Here is a 17,746-nt window from a genome sequence, read left to right as displayed (position 1 = left end):
CTGATACCCCTTCCTCCAAGGGACCGCCCGGAGACGGGTACGGACGATGTGTGAGGTGAGTCGACGTGGGATCCCACAACGAGTACCCGAACTGACGGAACGAGAGAACGAGGAGGTCGCAGTGGCCGACCTGAAGTGCGACAAGTGTTTCAAGCTGCTCCACGAGTGCCAGGTATGCCGTGGGTCCGGCGGGGTCTGCAGCGCATGCGACGGCACCGGGATGGTGTGCACCGACCACGACGGCTACTGGAAGCGCTGAGGCCCCTGAGATTGACGGACGACAGACCTGCCCGGACGACCGAGGAGACCAGCGCCATGACAGTCAACGACGAGACGCAGAAGCAGGACGAGTTCGCCGCCGCATTGCGCGCCCTGCGGCACGGGGACGGCTGGGAGGGCGACGTCTACGACGTCTACACCGTCATGAGGTCGCCCTTGCTGCGGGCCGATCAGTCGCCCGACATGCCCCGGGTGATCGCCTCGGCACTGGCCCGGGTCTACGAGGAGGGCAGGATGCGTTCGATGGAGCGCATGATCCCCCCGATGGTCCACATGACGCTGATCATCAAGGCGCTGGGGCGGGCCCAGGAGCTCTCCGGGCGTCCGGCGGCGATCGCGGAGGCACAGGCCGCATTCTCCAATCTGGTCCTGGGCTGAACAGGCAAGCTCCAACGCGAGCCGGACCACAACGGTAGGACTGCGGTAGGATCGGCGTTGTGACGGACAAGCATGTGAAGATGTCGATCACGGTCCCGCAGGCGGTCGCGGACCGGATCACCGCGGCGGTCGAGTCCGGTGCCTACCCGACGGCAAGCGCGGTGATCGCCGATGCTGTGGGGACCCGGTTGACGCCGAGGGAGACCCGCGTCGCGATCGACCGGCTGCGGGAGGGGCGTCCGATCGACGAGGACGCGATGGCGTTCTGGCGTGAGCGGCTCGCCCCGGAGAGCGCCCAGGCCGCTGCGTCGTGATCGGCGGGCGGGTCCTGGACTCCACCGCGGTTCGGGCGATCGCCTCCGGTGACAGCGAGTACGCCGCGGCGCTGCTGGCGGTCGCGACGGAGCTGGGGATCACTCTGGCGGTGCCGGCGACGTCGCTCGAGGAGGCCTGGCGGTGGTCGACGCCGGCCGAGCGTCCGTGGCTCGAGCTGCTCGCGCAGGCCTCCCCGGTGGTGGTCATCGACCTGGACGCCGCCGCGGCCCGGGAAACCGGCTTGCTGGCCTCGGTCGCCGGCCAGCCGCAGAGCGAACCCGCGACGGCGCAGTCGGTCGCGGTCTCGTTGCAGCGGGACTGGCCGGTGGTGACCCGCTACCCGGACGCCGTTCTGCTGCTGAGCAGCAAGGTGCGCACCGAGACCATCCCCTGACCGCGCCGCGGGTAACGGGCGACCAGCACACGGTCTAGGAGCCTGCTGAACAAGGCCTGCATCCGGGGGGCTTGGGCGGCGAGGAGGGGGCTCAAGGCCGTCTGGCGGCGGTCACGTCTCCTTGCGGAGCGGACACGAGCTCGCCCTCCTCGCCAGGTCGAGACTGCTCCTGATGCCTTTGGCGGGTCAAGAGCTCGGTCTCGTGATGGGTGGCGGTGGCCAGTCTGGGGCTATGCCAGGACCCACTGTTCTGCGTCGTGACGTAGGCCCAGGGCCAGGAGCCGGCGCAGGTTGAGGGCGGCGACACGGGTGTGCAGCCAGGTGTTGTTCTTGCTGATTCCGCGGAACGGGACGCGCCGGTTGCCGCGGGTGAGCCAGGCGATCGAGCGTTCGACCATCGGCCGGTGCTGGCGGTAGACGGCCAGGAAGTCGGGGTCGGCAGCTCGGGCGCGGTGCGCGCGTTGCAGGGCATCGTGCTCACCGACGTTGACCTTCCGACCACGGGGTGAGGTCGTGCAGCGGGATCGCAGCGGGCAGCCTTGGCAGGCGGCGCGGAAGTAGGCGGCCCGCCTGGAAGTCATCGCACGGACGATCCCGGCCGGGCAGGTCACGCTCCCGTACTGGCCGTCGGTCTCGTCGACAGTGAAGTCCGCGATGGTGAACCCGTTCTCGATCAACGACTTCAACGGCCAGGGCTTGATGACCGCGACATGTCCGACGGCGTCCAGGGCCGCCAGCATCGACCCGCTGCCGTACGCCGAGTCCGCCAGCACCTCCCACCGGTCCAACCCCTCGGCGGGCTCGGCGGGCTCGGCGGGCTCGGCGGGCTCGGCGGGCTCGGTGAGGCCGAGCAGTCGCTGGCCGACGGCGGCGTCGCTGCTGTCGGCGCCGGAGGCCTTGGTCAGCTCCGTGCCCAGGATCAGGCCGGTGTCGGGCTCGACGACGACGTGGGCCTTGAACCCGTCCTGGCGCCGGTGCTGGGTCTTGTGCGCGTGCCGGGCCTCGGGATCGACCGTGGAGATCACCCGGTCCGGGGCGGTCCGGCGCGCGATCCGCCACCGCCCGTCGGTCCCGTCCGAACCCTCGGCCGGCTCCACGTCCTGCCCCGCGACCAACGCCAGCAGTGCCACCGCCTGCGCCGCCTCACCCTCCAGGGCCTCGACCCCACCACGGCCCTGGAGTGCGTTGCTGAGCATGTCGGTGGGCATGTCGTTGACGGCGGCGAGCAGGGCGAGGGCGTCGTTGACCAACGCCGACACCAGGTCCTCACGGGCCTGCTCGTCATCCCACGCGATGTCCGGTTTCCCGGTGCGCGTGTAGTCGTAGCCGGTACAGACCGTCGTGACGAGGTCCCCAGCGCCGGGCACCACCCGCCCGACCCGGCGGACCGCGGCGATCAGCTGGGTCACGGTGTCCTGCCGCGCGACAGCGTCATCCAGCACCGTGGAGTCCAGCGCCCGCCGCGTCTTGCCGGCCAGCACCCCGGTCGCCGTGATCACGTCCCGGACCGCGTCGAAGATCCGGTTCGGGGCCTTCGAGGCCGCCAGCCGGGCCCGCCAGTACGTCAACGNTCCACCGCAGGTCGAACGTGACCGCCTCGACCGCCTCCCGGTCCGACAGCCCGTGCAACGTCTGCAGCACCAGCACCGAGGCGACCAGCTCGGGCGGCAGACTCGGCCGGCCCCGCCCGGACAGGAACAGGTCCTCGAACACCGACGCCGGAAACAGCTTGTTGCGGTGCTCGGCCAGGAACGCGAACACACTCCCCGCCGGCAGCAGATGCCCCGCCAACGACTCCACATCCAGCAGCTCACGCTGCCCATCACTCGCACCCTGCACAAGCCAAGCCTGACCCACCAGCCATGATCAACGAAGGACCCGGCTCGGCGTCTTGTTCAGCAGGCTCCTAGAGAGGAATCGACATGATCTCTTCGAGCTTCAGTACAAGTCCGTAGGCATTGGACCGCGGACCCACCTCAAACGTCAGCCATTCCTCGCGCGCGGGCTGAATTCTCAGCAGACCGTCGCCGCTCGGAAGAACCGTGATGAACGAGAGGTCGTCGGTGCCCCAAGGCCGCCCTCCCTGAGGAACGGACAGAACCACCTTCGTCAGCATGGTCGGATCGCGCCGGAGGTCGTCCTCGCCCCACAGCTCGGGATGCTTGAGCAGACCCCGTTCTGATGCGAAGACGAGGCGCTCGTCCGTCAGCGCCAGCAGACCGCGTATGCGATGTCCGTCCGACCGGCGGGAGACCACCTGGGCGACCTTGACACTCTGCGCATCTCTGAACGCGGCCCACATGTCGGCTGCTTCATCGTTCGTGGCCAGGCGCTGGATGAGTGCCTGAATTGCTCGCGCGGAGCGACGATCGCTAAGCCAACCCACTTGCTCGTACCCTCCGCGGCTGCTGCTCCGGCTCGGACGGAGTGTCCGCCCTGGTCCGGGCGGTCTACGGCCCCTGTGATTTGGCTGCGACTGCACCCGATGGTCTGCAGCATGCCCGGCTCGGATGAAGAGGCGGGTCGCGACGCGCCGTCTTGGTCAGCAGGGGGACGGCCTGGTGGTGACAGGTATCCGGAGGCGGTCCTGCTGCTGAGCAGCGCGGCGCATACCTGCCCCTGCTGGACTGTTCCAGCACCTGGCACCCAAGTCGGGCCGGAGCCGAGCCAGCGCCTCCGTCAGAGGTGTCACCGGGTGGGTTGATGACGCAGGTCAGCCGATTGTTGGCGGTTGGCGCGCTGACGCGATGACGGTCAGGTGACAGTGCTCGTGTGACGGGTCGGGGTACTCCTCCTCGGCAGCGTCGGTGACGTTCTGACGTCCCCGACGAGGAGTGCCGAGATGTTCCGTGACGACAACGTGGCTGGTAGCTGGACCGCTCTGGTGGACCGCCTGGACCGAGCCGGGACCCTCCTGCGATGGGCAGACGCCGAGTCAGCGCTGGCTGGCGTGGGCGGGGTCGAGGACCTGGCCCGGCTGACCGCCCGGGGCAGCGACCTGGACCGCTGCGACGAGGTGCTCGGCGGCCTGGTCCGCCGCGCGGCCGCGGATGGCGGGGACGACGCCGACGCCGTCCTGGTGCTGCTCCACCTGCTCGCGTCCGGGGTCGCCACGATGGTGGGCCGGCTGCGGGACCTGGACACCGCGGGGGACCTGGTGACCGTGGTGGTGGGGCAGTTGGCGGTGGAGATCCGGCAGTTCCCGTGGCAGCGCCGGCGCCGTGCGTATGCGTTGAGCCTGCTGCTCGACACCCGCCGTGCGGTGCTGCGCGAGCTCGGGGTCCGCCGCGGTGCCGCGGCGCGTGAGGTGCTCGTCGACGGCGACCTGTACTGGTGGGAGTCGACCCTGGACGCAGTGCCTGGCCCGGAGGAGCCCGGTGCGCTGGAGGAGCTCGCTGACTTCCTGATGTGGGCGACCCGCCGCCGGCTCGTGGACGCGGACGACGTCCGCCTCGCCTGGCAGCTCGAGCAGCTCCATGGGTACGGCCAGGGCGCCGGCGTCCGGGTGGCGCAGGCCTGGGGGGTCCACGAGCGCACGGCCCGGCGCCGGCAGGCCCGGACGCTGTCCGCGTTGAAGGCGGCCGCCGCCGAGTACGCGGCGGCCTGACCGTGACCGGGGCCGGCCAACCGCTGGTCACACGGCAAGGGGGCCAGGTCGGGTCCCTGCAGTCGACTGCACGCGGATGCCGGAATCCCGGCCGGCGGGTGCCCTGTGGGCGGTGAAGGCACCCCACAAGTCCCCGGAGAAGCCCATGGTCGAGTGCACCCTGCGTCAGGCACGACCACTGGCAGGACCGTCGGCAGATTCTGGTGGGCGAGCGGGCTGCTGGGGCCGGGCGGAGCTGGCCGCCGCCGTCCCGGCCCAGCCCCGGATCCAGGCGGCCGCCGGTGCAGCGCCTGGCCACGGGGCGACGTGGTCGCCCGCCTCAAGGCGGCAGGCGGGCGACCACGCGACCGCCGAGCGGAGTATCCGCGGACGGTCGATGCACGCCGCCACAGCACCGCGGCAAGGGTGCTCGCGGTGAGGACCACGACGGCGGGCCCTGGCGTCCGCGCGGCGTCACTGGCGGGCGCCGACGTCGACCCGTCGACCGGGTCCCTTCTGTCGATCGCCCAGCTACAGGCAGCCCTGCGCGCCCGGACCGCACCCCTGGCGCCAGTCCACGAGGACGAACGGCCGCCCGCCGTGATGCCCGCCGTGATGCCCGACGCGATCTACACCGTGGTGTCCGCGCCGGTGCCAGCCACGCAGTGGGTGGGGGAGCGGGCTGGTGTCACGGTGGCCGGCGGGCCGCATCCGGGGCCGCTTCCGGAGTGGCTCGCCGAGGTGCCGGGCTCGTTGCTGGTCGTCGGTGCCCATTCGGGTGCCGGGTCCTCCACCGTGGCGGTCGCCATCGCCGAGGCCGCATCCCGGCTCCCGGCTCCCGGCACCGCTGGTTCAGTCGTGCCGCCGGGGTCGGTGCACCTGGTGGATTGCTCGCCGGCTGCTCGGGAGGGCCTGGCGGGGGTGACCGATGCCGAGCTCGGGGTCGGCGCCTGTGGCCGGTGGCGCCACGGCCGGCGCGGCCGCCTCACCGTTTCTCGCCCGGTCGACGACCTGCCGGTGACCCCACCGGACACCGACGCCCCACTCTTCGGGGCGGCCGCGCGGGAGGATGTGCGGGAGACCGGGGTGACCGTCCTCGACCTCGGCTGCCACCTGGACGACCTCGCACGGGTACCGGCGGGGCCGGTGGTCGTGGTGTTCCGGCCGACGTTGCCGAGCCTGCAGCGCCTCGAGGTCACCCTGACCAGGCTGACCGCCCTCGGCGTGACCCCGCTCGGCCCTCGACCAGTCGTGGTGGCTGCTGTCGGGCCGGCCCGGTGGCCGCGCCAGGTCCGGGCCTGCGCCGGGCCGCTGCTCCAGCAAGCCCACCGCGCCGGCCTGGTTGTCACGGTCCCGCTGAACCGCCGCCTGGCCGTCGCCGGACTCGGCTCCGGCCCGTTGCCCCGCAAGGTCACCGCGACGGGCACCCGCCTGTGGCAGCTCGCCGGCACCGCAGCACGGTCGGCCCTTGTCCTCGAGCAGCCACTGCCCGTCCAGCCGGCCCGCCAGCCGCCGGCAGCGCAGGAACCGCTCTTCCCCTTCTTCTTCGACTCTCAGGAGCAGCAGTGACCAGCCCTCACCTCATAGCGACCCAGATGGCCACCCACGTGGCCGTCCGGGCGGCCGGGGCGTGCCCGACGGCGCCCTCGGCGCAGGTGCAGTCCTACGCCGACGACATCCTCGGCTGGGTCAAGTGGGGGGTGCTGGCCATCCTTGCGGTGAGCTTCTTCGCCTGCGTCGGGATGATCATCTGGGGTCGGGTCACCCACCACCCCAAGGGCGCCCGCCTCGGCTTCGACGGCCTGATGATCTGCCTGCTCGGTGCCGTCCTGTACGTCGCGGGGTACACCGTCATCACCGGCATCACGGGCTGCTGACCCGATGACCAACCGGACGAGCCAGCGGGACAGCACCGCGGAGGCAGCGGGCGCTGCCCACGGAACGGGCCTGCCGCGAGGCAGCACGGGCGGTGGGGGCAGGGCACTGCTCGGGGTCGCGGTCGTCGGCGTGCTGCTGATCCTGGTCGGGGCCGGGCTCACCCTCGCCCCGCTCCGCAGTGCTGCCGAGGCGCCGCCGCCCGATGCGCCAGGGACCGCGGCCGGCCCGACCGGTCCCGTCGACCCGGCCGCTTCGCCCCCGTCCGTGGCGACGTCGGCCTCGACCGTCGGCCGCCGAGTGCAGCAGCGGCAGGAGGAGGACGTGGTCGCGGCGCGGGTGATGCCGTCGCTGCCGCTGTCCTCGGCCACGCCTGGGCCGGTGAGTACCCGGGACCCCGGCCCCGTGATCGTCGTCCCCGACTGCCCCGACACCGGCCCGGCCGGCGTCCAGACCGGCTGCCCGCACACCCGGGCGGGCGCGTTGGCGCAGCTGATCGCGATCGACCGGGCCGCGCTGCAGTCCGGGACGATGGCCGGCGCCCGCGAGGTCATCGCCGCCTGGGCACTGCCCGGCGGCCCGACCACGACGTCCTGGTCGGGCGTCCACGCGATGGCCGCCCTGCTCAGCCCGACCCGCAGCGTCCAGGGCCTCACCGGCACATCCGCCGGCACATCGGACCGCACATCGCCAGGCACGTCGTCAGGTGCGGCGGCTGGGATGTCGGCGGTTCCGGTCGTCCTGACGCCGGTGATGGGCCTGTTCAAGGGGCACGTCGGGGACGACTTCGTCGTGCCCTGTGTCGGCTACGAGCTCGCGATCACCATCACCCGGACCGCCCGGGTCGGGGTCTCGGACTGCCAGCGGATGACCTGGGACGGCGACCGGTGGATGATCGGCGCCGGCCCGGAACCGGTCCAGGCACCGAACGTGTGGCCCGACACCGACGCAGCCATCGACGCCGGCTTCACCGACCTGGCCTGGCAGCCATGAGCCGCGCACTGATGAGAACCGTCGCGCCGGCGTTCGGTCCGTCGTTCAGCCCGTCGTCGAACCCGGTGACTGACCCGTTCGGGTGGGCTCTGGGCACGGCGGTCAATGGCGTCGCGGACACGCTGATCACGATCCTGTCGGGTGTCTGGCAGGCCGGGTTGTGGCTGCTCGAGCTCGCGTTCCGGCTCGTCGACGCGTTCACCACCCCGGACCTGACCGCGAACGGACCGATGGGGTACGTCCTGCCGATCACGTTGTGGCTGGGCGGGTTCGTCGCCGTGGTGATGTTCTTCGTCCAGCTCGGCCTGGCGCTGGTCCGTCGGGACGGGCAGAGCATCGGGCGGGTGTTCCTCGGCCTGGCCCAGTTCGCGATCGTGTGGGCGTCGTTCGTCGTCGTCGGCGCCGGGGTGGTCGCGGCCGCGTCCGGGCTGACCCACGGGATCCTGTCGGCCACCCTGGACGTCGACGTCCTGGCCTCCTGGGAGGGCTACCGCAGCTGGCCCCGCGAAGGCGTCGACGTCGCCAGCGCGTTCGTGCTGGCCATCACCTCCCTGCTGCTGCTCATCCCGGCTGCCTTCACCGATGTCCTGGTCGCCCTGGTCCGGGAGGCAGCACTGATTGTCCTGACTGCCGTCGCGCCGATCGCCGCGGCGGGGCTGCTGAGTGACGTGAGCCGGGCCTGGTTCTGGAAGTCGCTGCGCTGGTTCCTGTCCGCGGCGTTCATTGCCCCCGGCTCCGCGCTGGTCCTGGGGATCGGGGTCCGGGTCTCCAACGGCGTCATCGCCGGCGCCGGTGCCGCGACGACCACCGCCGTCGGCACCACCGAAGCGACCACGTCGACGGCGGCCGCGGTCGGCACCGGTGTCGTCGGCGCGGCCCTGGTCGCGGTCGCCGCGATCGCGCCGCTCACCCTGTTCCGGCTGATGTCGTTCGTCGAGCCCAGCACCGTGTCCGGGGCCGCCATGCGGCAGGCCTGGGCCGACTTCAGCAACCCCGGCCGCGCCGAAGCCAGCAGCGGCGGCGGGTCGGACGGTGCGGCCGCGGCCAGCGACGGCGCCGGCCGCGCCCAGGGCGAGGCCGCCGCGTCGACCGCGACCGAGTCCCGAGTCAGCAGCGCCCTGGGCATGTTCGGCCGCGGCATGCAGCTGACCACCTCGATCGCGAACCGGGCCGTCGACCTGAGCACCGACATCCTCGGCTCCGCCGGCGTCGGGCACCCCGGCTACTCGATGACCCCCGCCGACGAACGAGCCCTCCGCAGCTCCAGCGGTAACGGTGATGGAGGCGGCGAAGCAAACGGCACCGTCGACCCGGCGACGCCGTCCGGTCCCGCGCCCGGGACGCAGCCCGGGTCTCCCGGCGCCGGCGGCCCAGCCCCGTCCGGCCCGTCAGGGGCAGCAGGGGCGCCACCCGGATCGGCTCCTCCAAGTGGTGGGGCCGCAGGCGGCGGCGCCGGAGGCGCTGCAGGGGCCGGCGCGGGTGCTGGGGCCGCGGGCTCGGTGCCGGTGGTGGTCCCGTGAGCGCGGGAGAGCCGATCCGGTACGGCGGGTGGGGACCGGACCGGCAGACCTGGCTGCTCGGCCTGACCGGCGCCGCATGGACGGCGGTCGTTGCCGCCGGGCTGCCGCTGCTCGGGGCGGTCGGCGCGCACCGATGGACGGTCGCCGCCGGGTGGCTGGCGGTCTGGCTGTTCACCGTCGCCGGGGTCGCGGTCCCGGTCCGAGGCCGCCCGGGACTGACCTGGCTTCGTGACGTGACGATGAGAGGAGTCGGTGCAGCGATGGGGTGGACCAGATGGCAGTCCCGCGCAGCGACCGGCCACCCGGGCGACCACCCCGGCGACCATGGGCGGGCTGACCTGCCCGGGGTGCTGTCCGGGATCACCACCCACGACGGGCCACCGTTCGGGCCGCTGCAGACCCGGCACGCCCTCGTCCACGACACCGCCGCCGGGACGTGGGCGGTGGTCGCGCGGGTCTGGCACCCCGGGATCGGCCTGACCGAGACCGGGCACCGGGCCCGGATGGCCGCCGGCCTCGCCGAGCTCCTCGAGGGCGCCGCCACCGCCGAGCTCGTCAGCGTCCTCGCGCTGCAGGTCCGCACCCTGCCCGACGACGGCGCCGAACGCGCCGTCTGGCAACGCAACCACCTGCGCCCCGACGCCCCCGCCCTGTCCCGGCAGGTCAGCGACCAGCTCTCCGCGGCCGTGGTCGCCGCCGCCGTGCGGCACGAGACGTTCGTGACCGTCGTGGTCCCCGAGCAGCGGATCGCCCGCGCCTCCCGGCAGGCCGGCGGCGGCATCGACGGCCGGGCCAGGGTCCTGCACTCAGTGATGGCCGAAGTCGAGGCCCGCCTCGTCGACCAGATCGGCGCCACCGGCGTCGCCTGGCTCGACTCCCCGTCCCTGGCGGCCGCCATCCGCACCGGCTTCGCACCCGGCGAACGCGCCGCCCTCGTCGACGCCGCCCTCGGCGCCGGGCCACGACTGCCGATGGCCGCCGCCGGCCCCTCGTCCGCCCCATCGCCGGCGGCACGGCACTGGGTCCACGACGCCTGGTCCAGCGTCACCTGCACCGTGCTCCTGCCGGACAAGGGCGCCGTGATGGGCGCCCTCGCCCCGGTCCTGGCCCCCGCCCAGGCGGGGGAGCGGCGCTCGATGACCGTGTTCCTCGAACCCATCCCCGCCGGCAGAGCCGACCGGCTCGTCGGCCGCGAAGCCATCTCCGCCGGCACCGCCGCCGAACTGCGCACCCGGATGGGCTTCGCCACCCGCGCCGCACACCGCCGCGACGCCGCCCGCGTCGGCGACCACGACGCCCGCCTCGCCTCCGGCAAAGCCCTGGTCCGCACAGCGATCGCCGCCGCCACAACCGTCCCATCGACCTGGTCCATAGCCGAAGCCGGCCGCGGCCTCGAGGCCACCATCCGCGCCGCCGGGTTCACCCCACTACGCCTCGACCTCGCCCAGGACTCCGGGTTCGCCGCCGCCTGCATCCCCCTCGGGGTCGGGCTACCCCGCCGACGGGGCGGTCTGTGACGTCCCTCGGATGAACTCAGGCGCGGAAGCGCGGAAGACCTCCCCTGCTAAGGCCAGGAGGCGCCCCCGCCGACACCTTGGAGTGACCGGGTTGACGAAACGTGTGGAGGGCACTCATGGACCGCCTGTCCGAGGAAGACCGCCGCGGCCTTCCACATGCTGACTGGGCGCAGCTGCACTACGAGGGCATTGAACGTGACCCCTCACGGAGCGATGGGGAGATTCACCTCGACTTCCTCTACTTCGTGGCTCCCGGGACTCTGAACCCGGTCACCCGAGATGACGGGGAGGCCATCGTCGACGTTGTCGTCGCTGACGGCCGGCGAAGCCTCGCCTTCCGAGTTGCTCGCAGCGTCAAGGCAGGCTGCGTCGAGCACGCCGTTGTCGGTTGGGACGACAGGACGGCGGGCAGGCCCGTCGCCGATCTTGCCCGGCTGCTGAAGGACTGCCCCTCGGAAGGCTGAACGCGCTCCGGCGATGGCAGGCCCACTTTCGAGGTAGCTGCCTGAAATGAGGCGCGGGATCGACCTGACGCGGTGAACTCACCGTTCGCTGCCTATTCAGGGAGGTCCCAGATGCCCCGTCGGAGCACAGGTCGGGGAGTGCAGACACTGCTCACCGACTTCGGCCATGACCTGCCGACTGCAGCACCTGTGCCGGTCCGCGAGGTAGGCCTCGGTCCGGACGTCCAGGTCGTTGCGCGCCGCGGCGTACGCCTTGCGGGCGCAGGGTGGACGGCGGTCCCAGCACCTCTGGCGGCGTTCCGGATGACCTCGGAGCAGGTCGGCGGAGTCTGGCCGCTGATCCCCGCCGAAGGGCTGCCGCCGACCGGCGCGCTGGTCGGGATCGACTGGCTGTCTGGGGGAGCGTTCTACTGCGACCCGATCGGCTGGACCCTGCACAACACCGCCGGCGTCACCAACCCCAACATGATGATCTTCGGTGCGCCCGGGCGCGGGAAGTCCAGCGCCGTGAAGACCATCGCGTTGCGGCTGATGGCGTACGGCTACCGCACTCTGATCTTGGGTGACGTCAAGGACGAGTACGAGGGCCTGTGCCGGGCCCTCGGGGTGAGCCCGCATGCCGTCGGCCCTGGGCTGCCGGCGCGGATCAACCCGCTCGACTTCGGGCCGCTCGGCCGGGACTGGACCCACCTGGGCCGGGAGGAGGCGGCGCGGCGGGCGGCGATCGTGTTCGCCCGCTGGCTGCAGCTGCTCCGCGGGCTGGTTGGGTCGCAGAAGGTGCCGTTCGGGCCGACCGCCGAGTCCGCTGTCGGGCAGATCCTGCGTGACCTCACCGGGTACGCCACGGGTGCGACGTCCCTGACTGAGATCACCATCCCGCAGGTCTGGCAGGCGCTGTGTGACCCGACCCCGCAGCTCGTCACGGGGTGCCGGTACCGGTCCCGGCAGCACTTCCTCGACGACACCCGCGGCGTCCGGGACGCCCTCGGCGCTCTGGTCCACGGGCACCTGGGGGGCTTGTTTGACGCCCCGACCACAGTCAAGGTTGACTGGCGGGCACCGATCCAGTCGCTGTCCCTGTCCCGGCTCGAGCCGCTCGGCGACGAGGCCGTCGGGATCGCCCTGATGGCGCTGAACTCCTGGGGCCGCGCGATGACTGACGTCCCGCACCTGTCCGGGCACCAGCCATCTGGGCAGGTCGACCTGCGGGTCGTGGTCCGCGACGAGGCCTGGAAGCAGATGCGCCTGGGAGAGCAGGCCGTCGCCTCCCTGGACGCCGACCTGCGGCTGTCCCGCCGCGACGGCGCCATCCAGATCGTCGTGGCCCACAAACCCTCGGACATGCTCACCGTCGGCGACGCCGGCTCGGCTGCGGTCGCGATCGCCAAGGAACTGCTCCACCTTTGCTCCACCAAGGTCCTCCTCGGCCAGGACGAGGCGATCGGCGACGAGCTGTCCGGGCTGCTCGGCCTGACCCCGATGGCCTCCGGGATCGTCACCGGCTGGGCCACCGGCGGCCGCGGCCGCGCCCTATGGGTGGTCGGCAGCCGCCAGTTCCAGGTCAGCGGCATCCTCACCGCCACCGAGACCGCCCTCACCGACACCAACAACGCCATCACCCCATCCGCGCCACGCGGCCTGTCGCCCGTCGTCCCGTCCGACGACTCCGCTGCCGGTGCGGCGTCACGCTGACGTGCGCACCGGAACCAAGGTCGGGCTGGCCGCCCTCGCGGCGGTCGTCCTGCTCGCCGCGCCGCTGCTGCTCGTCGTCACCGTGATCGCCGCGACCGTCGCCGCCGCAGTACCCCAGGTGTGCCTGCCGGGCGGCATCAGCGCCGGCGGCGCCGTCGAGGAGATGCTCGACGGGCTCTCAACGAACCCCCGGGTTCGGGCACAGCAATGGGCGAACGCCGCCGCGGTGGTCGCCCAAGGGAGGGCGGACGGCGTCCCGGTGCGGGGCCTGGTGATCGCGGTGATGACCGCGCGGCAGGAGTCGAGCCTGATCAACGTCGCCTACGGCGACATCGCGGGCCCGGACTCGCGTGGCCTGTTCCAGCAACGCGACCCGTGGGGCCCGCTCGCCGTCCGGATGACTCCGCGCGGCGCCGCGCACCTGTTCTTCACCGGCGGCCGGGCGCCGGGCACACCCGGGCTGCTGGACCTGCCCGGCTGGACGTCGATGCCGCTGTGGCAGGCCGCGAACCGAGTGCAGCGCAGTGCCTTCCCCACCGCGTACGCACGCTGGCAGACCCTCGCCACCACGATGGTCGCCACACTCCTCGAGCCGGCGACCTCCCCCGCTCCGCCGAACAGCCCGGACGCCGGCCTCGATGCGCAGCCCGTGGTCGACCCGGCCGGGCTCGTCTGCACGACCGGACCCGTCCCCGGCGAGGCCGGGGCGGTGGTCGGAGCCGGCGGCTGGGTCTCGCCGCTGGCCGCGGGCCGGTACATCCTGTCCAGCCCGTTCGGGATGCGCACGCTCGAGGGTTTGCGCCGCCTGCACGCCGGCCAAGACCTTGCCGTCCCGGTCGGCACCCCGGTCCACGCCGCGGCTGCGGGCACCGTCGTCTTCGCCGGCAACGCCTCCGGCTACGGCTACCTCGTCACCATCCAGCACCCCGACGGCGTGAGCACCCGGTACGCGCACCTGTCGGTGATCCGTGCGCGACCAGGGCCGGTCGAGGCCGGTGTGGTCATAGGGCTGAGCGGCGGCGCCCGCGGGGCTCCCGGGGCTGGGCACAGCACCGGCCCGCACCTGCACTTTGAGGTCCGCCGGGGGACCACACCCATCGACCCCGTGCCATGGATGCGCGCGCACGGTGCATGGTTGTAGGAGTTGCAGCCGGTCTCAGCTCAGACACCGCGGTAGGTGGTACCCGGTCTCATGATGACGATCCACCTGGCGCCGGCGCGGACTGCCTGATCTGGGTGATGCGCCCCTTCGTCAGGCCGATCTCGACGGCAACAGCGCTCATCGTCATGCCCCGCTCCCGCGCCGCGCGCTCGATCGCGACCTTGCGCAAGCGGGCGAGCTCGACGGACCGCTGCTGGTAGGTGCCGATGAGTTCGGTGGCCAAGCGCGCCTGGACAAGTGGGTCCTGCTCGGCGCGTACTGCCGCGAACTCATCGTTGTCCACTCCACCAAGTTTAGGTCCCTCGACCGACATGGTCGACGTCGCCGGACGCCACGTGGCGGTTCAGATAGTCCTTGCCGGGGTGCGAGATGACGCTACTGGGGGGCGGCCCCATGGCCAAGCACGTGATCTGCGGCGGGAACGTGTCGGATGCTCACACGTAGCGGTTCACGGATGACGGCGCAGGGCGCGGTCCACGTCCCCTGGCTATGGGAACGATCACCAATCTGTCGAGGTGACTGCACAGACGAGGGTGGGGCGGTGCTCGTATGTCATGAGCGAGGGCAAAGGCGGGGGCTCCACCCACGCGCGTGACATGCAAGGCGGCGTTGTTGTGTTCCGGCCGTCCGGCGCCTCGAGATCGGAGCGCCGTGCGGAGACGACTTCGTAACCGTTTCGTACGTGCATGGAGGGAGTACCGCAGTGGGCCTGCAAGGACCTCGCGAGAACGGTCGAGCAGACGGTCTCGGGAAGTTGAACGAACTGCAGGACGTCGCCGAGTTCATCCGGCACGCCGACCCCGTCTTCCGTCGGGTGGTCACGCGCTGGACCGCCGGGGACGTGGCGACGGCGGACGACGTCGTGCAGGAGACCTGGATCAAGTTGCAGCAGCACTGGTCATCCATCAACCGCAACCGTGTGGGCTGGTGCTTCAGGATCGCGCGGCGCGAGCTTGCTCGCGCGGCCAAGCGTGATGTGCGAAGGCGCGATGGAGAGCTGAGATCGGTAGAGGCGTCTGACGGGGCGGAGGCCCGCCAGCAGGACGAGGAATGCTGCAGAAGGGACGAACTGATGCAGATGCTCGGCAGGCTCCCTGCTCGTCAGCGTGCCGTACTCACGCTGGACCTGGAAGACCGGCCCGACGGTGAAATCGCAAGAACGCTGAGGATGCTGCCCTCGACGGTGCGTAGCACCCGTCGAGATGCCCTGAAGAGCGCGAAAAGGGTGCTGGAGGAACTCCGGGCCGAAGCGGTGCCCGGTAAGACAACCCAACAGCCGGAGGACGCGTCGTCGCGACCCGGCACAACACCGGAAGGAGGACCGCTGACCAAGCCTCGTCCAGGTCCGGGTCGTTGAGGTGTCTTGGGCAGACACACAAGTCGACTGGCGCGCTCCGCGGCACCAACCGAGAAGCGCGCCTGACGCACGTACCGGACCTGAGGATTCGTATGGAGGAGAAGTGACTCGCGAAGGACCGAAGTTCATCCTTACGCTCGTCGGCGCATGGCTCGGGGACCCCCGACCGCGTCGACCGCGCGGCGCCGGCGGCGACACCATCGCAAGGCGGGCCGCAGCCCGTTTCCGTGGCACTCCAAGGAAGAACGTCAACCTCATCCCTCTCGAGGGCATGCAGGAACTGCGTGACTTGGCCACCAAGTCGGCCGAGAACCTCGCGGACTGCTTCGCACAGGAGGTCGACGTCGAGCAGGTCATCAAGGACACCGCCAGAATCGCGGAGGAGCGCAACCTTCGACGCAAGCGGCAGCGATTCTCAATTGTTGCTGGCCTGGCCGCACTCACAGGCGCGATCTTCTTCGCGTTCCTGACGGGTCCCTGGCCCGTGTCGTCGACATCGAAAGCGTCCATCAGCAACTTCGTGCAACTCGGTGCGGCGGCGTTCGGAGCCACTATCTGCTGGACGATCGCGTTCCAGAAGCGTCGACGCGGCGACGGAATCAGGCACCGCATGCGCAGCGAGGTTGCCGCGTGGGTGCTGTTTGGTGCCGCATGTGCCGCCTGGGCGACTGGTCAGTCGATCTGGACTTGGTTGGAGCTGAGGGGAGGTGAGCAGGCACCGTTCCCATCCTGGGCAGACGCAGGATTCGCTCCGGCGGCCTTGTTCACCTTCGCCGGACTGATGCTCTACCCGACGGCCCTACCAAAACTCACCACTCGCTGGCGCGGGTCGGTCTGGCTCATCGAGGCAGCACTCGGGGGCGTCGTCCTTTGCTGTGCAGGCTGGGTCTTCCTCGTGGAGCCCGCCATGGGCGGGCTCTTCGGGTGGCCCGCAGTCCTGGCGGCCTTCTACCCACTCGCAGATCTGGTCAACGGCGCCGTTGCGGTGGTGGCGGTTGCCCGTGCAGCCCGAAACCTCAACCCGCTCGTCCTGCTGGCGGCCGGCATCGCAGCCTGGTCGTGCGCTGACATCGCGTTCCTGGTCTTGCAGCACACCGGGGCGTATGCCACAGCGGACCAATGGGTCGACACCGCCTGGGTCCTCGGCTTCCTCACCATCGGGGTGGCGGGCATGGCGCCGTCTGACTACCAGATCACCTCAAACCCCGGCAGGTTCAAGGAGATCGCGAATACCTTGCCGGTCCTGGCCGTCGGGACAGTCACGATCGCCGGCATCTATCGCTGGTGGGCGACCGCTGGCAGCATCGGGCCAGTCGTACTGCTGTCAGCGGTCTTGGTGGCTCTGCTCCTGCTGTTGCAGACCCGTTTCCTGTCCGAACGTGTCCGCGAGTACGACGATGCACTGCCTCGTCTGACTCAGTACTTCTCGGCAACGCAGCCCACTGGTGCATCCGCCGACGCTGCAGTCTCCCCGGTCATCGACGCGGTGGCGGACAACGTCGCCCCTCCTTCTCGCCCGACGGCGGCAGCCGCTCCTTCGTCGTGCTCGGTCCCGACCCGGGCGGAGATCCATGACCTGGTCTATCGGCTCGAACGGCAGCGGCGGCTTGCAGACGGCCGCGAAGGCATCGAAAGTGACGGCACGGACGACAACCCCAACGACAGCACGGACAACCGGTCAGAAGACCCGAGCGGCTTGTGGCACCTATGGCTCACCGTCACCGCCGGCCGCGGCTCTCCACCCGAGGCGGGTCCCGACCAGTCCTCGATACCTACCGCAACTGGGCGACCGGTCGACTCTTCAAGCCGATGACCTACACCAACGGGGCCGGGGTACTTGACGTACCCCGGCCCCACGCGCGGTCCACCTACAGGGAGGGGATCCCGCTCCGTTGCGTTCAGTGATTGTCACCGTCGCCGGTGTCGTCCGCTCCGGCTTCCTTGCTGTCATCCTGCCCGGCAGGGCCCTCACGCCCATCCTGCTCCCGGCGGGTCACCAAGTACGTCACCACAGCCACGAGCACTGCAACCTCCGACACGACCGTCAGCACGACGGAGTGCGTTGCCGTGTACATGGCGACCATGCTGGCCACCACGGTGTTCACCTGCAGCGCTAGCGACGAAGACGGCTGACCGTCCTTGCCCTGCGGTCTGCGGTCCCTACGACCACGACCGTCCTTCGACTTCGCCATCACTCGATACCTCTCTTACCGC

General features: G+C 71.3%; 17 protein-coding genes and 2 pseudogenes. 14 read left to right on the top strand and 5 right to left on the bottom strand.

Annotated elements, in window-relative coordinates:
- Positions 1-315 precede the first annotated feature (315 nt).
- From EDJALFJO_RS10530 to EDJALFJO_RS10520, 3 genes are read left to right on the top strand one after another with little or no spacing between them, the layout of a single operon-like run.
- Complete coding sequence (locus EDJALFJO_RS10530) at positions 316-657, top strand: hypothetical protein (RefSeq protein ID WP_088284914.1); 342 nt, start codon at positions 316-318, stop codon at positions 655-657.
- Positions 658-716: 59 nt separating this feature from the next.
- Positions 717-971: a hypothetical protein gene (locus EDJALFJO_RS10525; protein ID WP_143448460.1), complete on the top strand. Its 255-nt coding sequence runs from the start codon at positions 717-719 to the stop codon at positions 969-971.
- The gene (locus EDJALFJO_RS10520) at positions 968-1,366 is read left to right on the top strand and encodes a hypothetical protein (RefSeq protein WP_088284910.1); all 399 of its coding nucleotides are present in this window, start codon (positions 968-970) and stop codon (positions 1,364-1,366) included. Before EDJALFJO_RS10525 ends, EDJALFJO_RS10520 begins: the two co-directional genes overlap by 4 nt.
- 230 nt (positions 1,367-1,596) lie before the next feature.
- On the opposite strand, the pseudogene EDJALFJO_RS10515 reads toward EDJALFJO_RS10520, so the two are convergent.
- From EDJALFJO_RS10515 to EDJALFJO_RS10510, 3 genes and pseudogenes are all read right to left on the bottom strand, one after another.
- A pseudogene (locus tag EDJALFJO_RS10515) lies at positions 1,597-2,936 on the bottom strand (transposase); the annotation flags it as partial.
- A gap of 1 nt (position 2,937) precedes the next feature.
- Positions 2,938-3,127 (bottom strand): annotated as a pseudogene (locus EDJALFJO_RS35490) (transposase); the annotation flags it as partial.
- A gap of 145 nt (positions 3,128-3,272) precedes the next feature.
- Entirely contained in the window at positions 3,273-3,668 is a 396-nt protein-coding gene (locus EDJALFJO_RS10510) for a hypothetical protein (RefSeq protein WP_088284907.1), read from the bottom strand.
- 648 nt (positions 3,669-4,316) lie between these two features.
- On the opposite strand from EDJALFJO_RS10510, the gene EDJALFJO_RS10505 reads away from it, so the two are divergent.
- From EDJALFJO_RS10505 to EDJALFJO_RS10465, 9 genes are all read left to right on the top strand, one after another.
- On the top strand, positions 4,317-4,973 hold the full coding sequence (locus EDJALFJO_RS10505; protein ID WP_143448458.1) for a hypothetical protein: 657 nt from the start codon (positions 4,317-4,319) through the stop codon (positions 4,971-4,973).
- A gap of 414 nt (positions 4,974-5,387) precedes the next feature.
- Positions 5,388-6,521: a hypothetical protein gene (locus EDJALFJO_RS10500; RefSeq protein ID WP_143448457.1), complete on the top strand. Its 1,134-nt coding sequence runs from the start codon at positions 5,388-5,390 to the stop codon at positions 6,519-6,521.
- Positions 6,518-6,829 carry a hypothetical protein gene (locus EDJALFJO_RS10495; protein ID WP_198950187.1) on the top strand — a complete coding sequence of 104 codons (312 nt, stop codon included), beginning with the start codon at positions 6,518-6,520 and terminating at the stop codon, positions 6,827-6,829. Before EDJALFJO_RS10500 ends, EDJALFJO_RS10495 begins: the two co-directional genes overlap by 4 nt.
- Before the next feature lie 4 nt (positions 6,830-6,833).
- A complete protein-coding gene (locus tag EDJALFJO_RS10490; RefSeq protein ID WP_198950186.1) occupies positions 6,834-7,820 on the top strand; it encodes a hypothetical protein in 987 nt (328 codons plus the stop codon).
- Positions 7,817-9,340, top strand: a complete 1,524-nt coding sequence (locus tag EDJALFJO_RS10485; RefSeq protein ID WP_143448456.1) for a hypothetical protein — start codon at positions 7,817-7,819, stop codon at positions 9,338-9,340. Before EDJALFJO_RS10490 ends, EDJALFJO_RS10485 begins: the two co-directional genes overlap by 4 nt.
- Complete coding sequence (locus EDJALFJO_RS10480; protein ID WP_198950185.1) at positions 9,337-10,857, top strand: SCO6880 family protein; 1,521 nt, start codon at positions 9,337-9,339, stop codon at positions 10,855-10,857. The genes EDJALFJO_RS10485 and EDJALFJO_RS10480 overlap by 4 nt, the downstream gene beginning before the upstream one ends.
- A gap of 116 nt (positions 10,858-10,973) precedes the next feature.
- The gene (locus EDJALFJO_RS10475) at positions 10,974-11,321 is read left to right on the top strand and encodes a hypothetical protein (RefSeq protein WP_143448455.1); all 348 of its coding nucleotides are present in this window, start codon (positions 10,974-10,976) and stop codon (positions 11,319-11,321) included.
- A gap of 111 nt (positions 11,322-11,432) precedes the next feature.
- Positions 11,433-13,013 (top strand): ATP-binding protein, encoded by a 1,581-nt coding sequence (locus EDJALFJO_RS10470; protein ID WP_088284897.1) that lies wholly within the window; start codon positions 11,433-11,435, stop codon positions 13,011-13,013.
- Position 13,014: 1 nt separating this feature from the next.
- A complete protein-coding gene (locus tag EDJALFJO_RS10465) occupies positions 13,015-14,154 on the top strand; it encodes a M23 family metallopeptidase (RefSeq protein ID WP_088284895.1) in 1,140 nt (379 codons plus the stop codon).
- A 49-nt stretch (positions 14,155-14,203) separates the two neighbouring features.
- Here the strand turns inward: EDJALFJO_RS10465 and EDJALFJO_RS10460 are convergent, their stop codons facing one another.
- Positions 14,204-14,458: a hypothetical protein gene (locus EDJALFJO_RS10460; RefSeq protein ID WP_088284893.1), complete on the bottom strand. Its 255-nt coding sequence runs from the start codon at positions 14,456-14,458 to the stop codon at positions 14,204-14,206.
- 471 nt (positions 14,459-14,929) lie between these two features.
- On the opposite strand from EDJALFJO_RS10460, the gene EDJALFJO_RS10455 reads away from it, so the two are divergent.
- Together EDJALFJO_RS10455 and EDJALFJO_RS10450 are read left to right on the top strand one after the other, a co-directional pair.
- Positions 14,930-15,532 carry an RNA polymerase sigma factor gene (locus tag EDJALFJO_RS10455; protein ID WP_158220379.1) on the top strand — a complete coding sequence of 201 codons (603 nt, stop codon included), beginning with the start codon at positions 14,930-14,932 and terminating at the stop codon, positions 15,530-15,532.
- A gap of 103 nt (positions 15,533-15,635) precedes the next feature.
- Positions 15,636-17,345, top strand: coding sequence for a hypothetical protein (locus EDJALFJO_RS10450; protein ID WP_143448454.1), 1,710 nt, complete (start codon positions 15,636-15,638; stop codon positions 17,343-17,345).
- An 85-nt stretch (positions 17,346-17,430) separates the two neighbouring features.
- Here the strand turns inward: EDJALFJO_RS10450 and EDJALFJO_RS10445 are convergent, their stop codons facing one another.
- The gene (locus tag EDJALFJO_RS10445; RefSeq protein ID WP_143448453.1) at positions 17,431-17,724 is read right to left on the bottom strand and encodes a hypothetical protein; all 294 of its coding nucleotides are present in this window, start codon (positions 17,722-17,724) and stop codon (positions 17,431-17,433) included.
- Positions 17,725-17,746: the final 22 nt, after the last annotated feature.

The sequence above is a fragment of the Kineosporia sp. A_224 genome (genome assembly GCF_002198655.1).
Lineage (GTDB): Bacteria > Actinomycetota > Actinomycetes > Actinomycetales > Kineosporiaceae > R-H-3.
This window is presented reverse-complemented; position numbering and strand designations above follow the sequence as displayed.

Coding starts and splice junctions, on each gene's coding strand:
- EDJALFJO_RS10530 (WP_088284914.1), top strand. CDS start 316: ATGACAGTCAACGACGAGACGCAGAAGCAGGACGAGTTCGCCGCCGCA.
- EDJALFJO_RS10510 (WP_088284907.1), bottom strand. CDS start 3,668: ATGTGGGCCGCGTTCAGAGATGCGCAGAGTGTCAAGGTCGCCCAGGTG.
- EDJALFJO_RS10490 (WP_198950186.1), top strand. CDS start 6,834: ATGACCAACCGGACGAGCCAGCGGGACAGCACCGCGGAGGCAGCGGGC.
- EDJALFJO_RS10485 (WP_143448456.1), top strand. CDS start 7,817: ATGAGCCGCGCACTGATGAGAACCGTCGCGCCGGCGTTCGGTCCGTCG.
- EDJALFJO_RS10475 (WP_143448455.1), top strand. CDS start 10,974: ATGGACCGCCTGTCCGAGGAAGACCGCCGCGGCCTTCCACATGCTGAC.
- EDJALFJO_RS10470 (WP_088284897.1), top strand. CDS start 11,433: ATGCCCCGTCGGAGCACAGGTCGGGGAGTGCAGACACTGCTCACCGAC.
- EDJALFJO_RS10445 (WP_143448453.1), bottom strand. CDS start 17,724: ATGGCGAAGTCGAAGGACGGTCGTGGTCGTAGGGACCGCAGACCGCAG.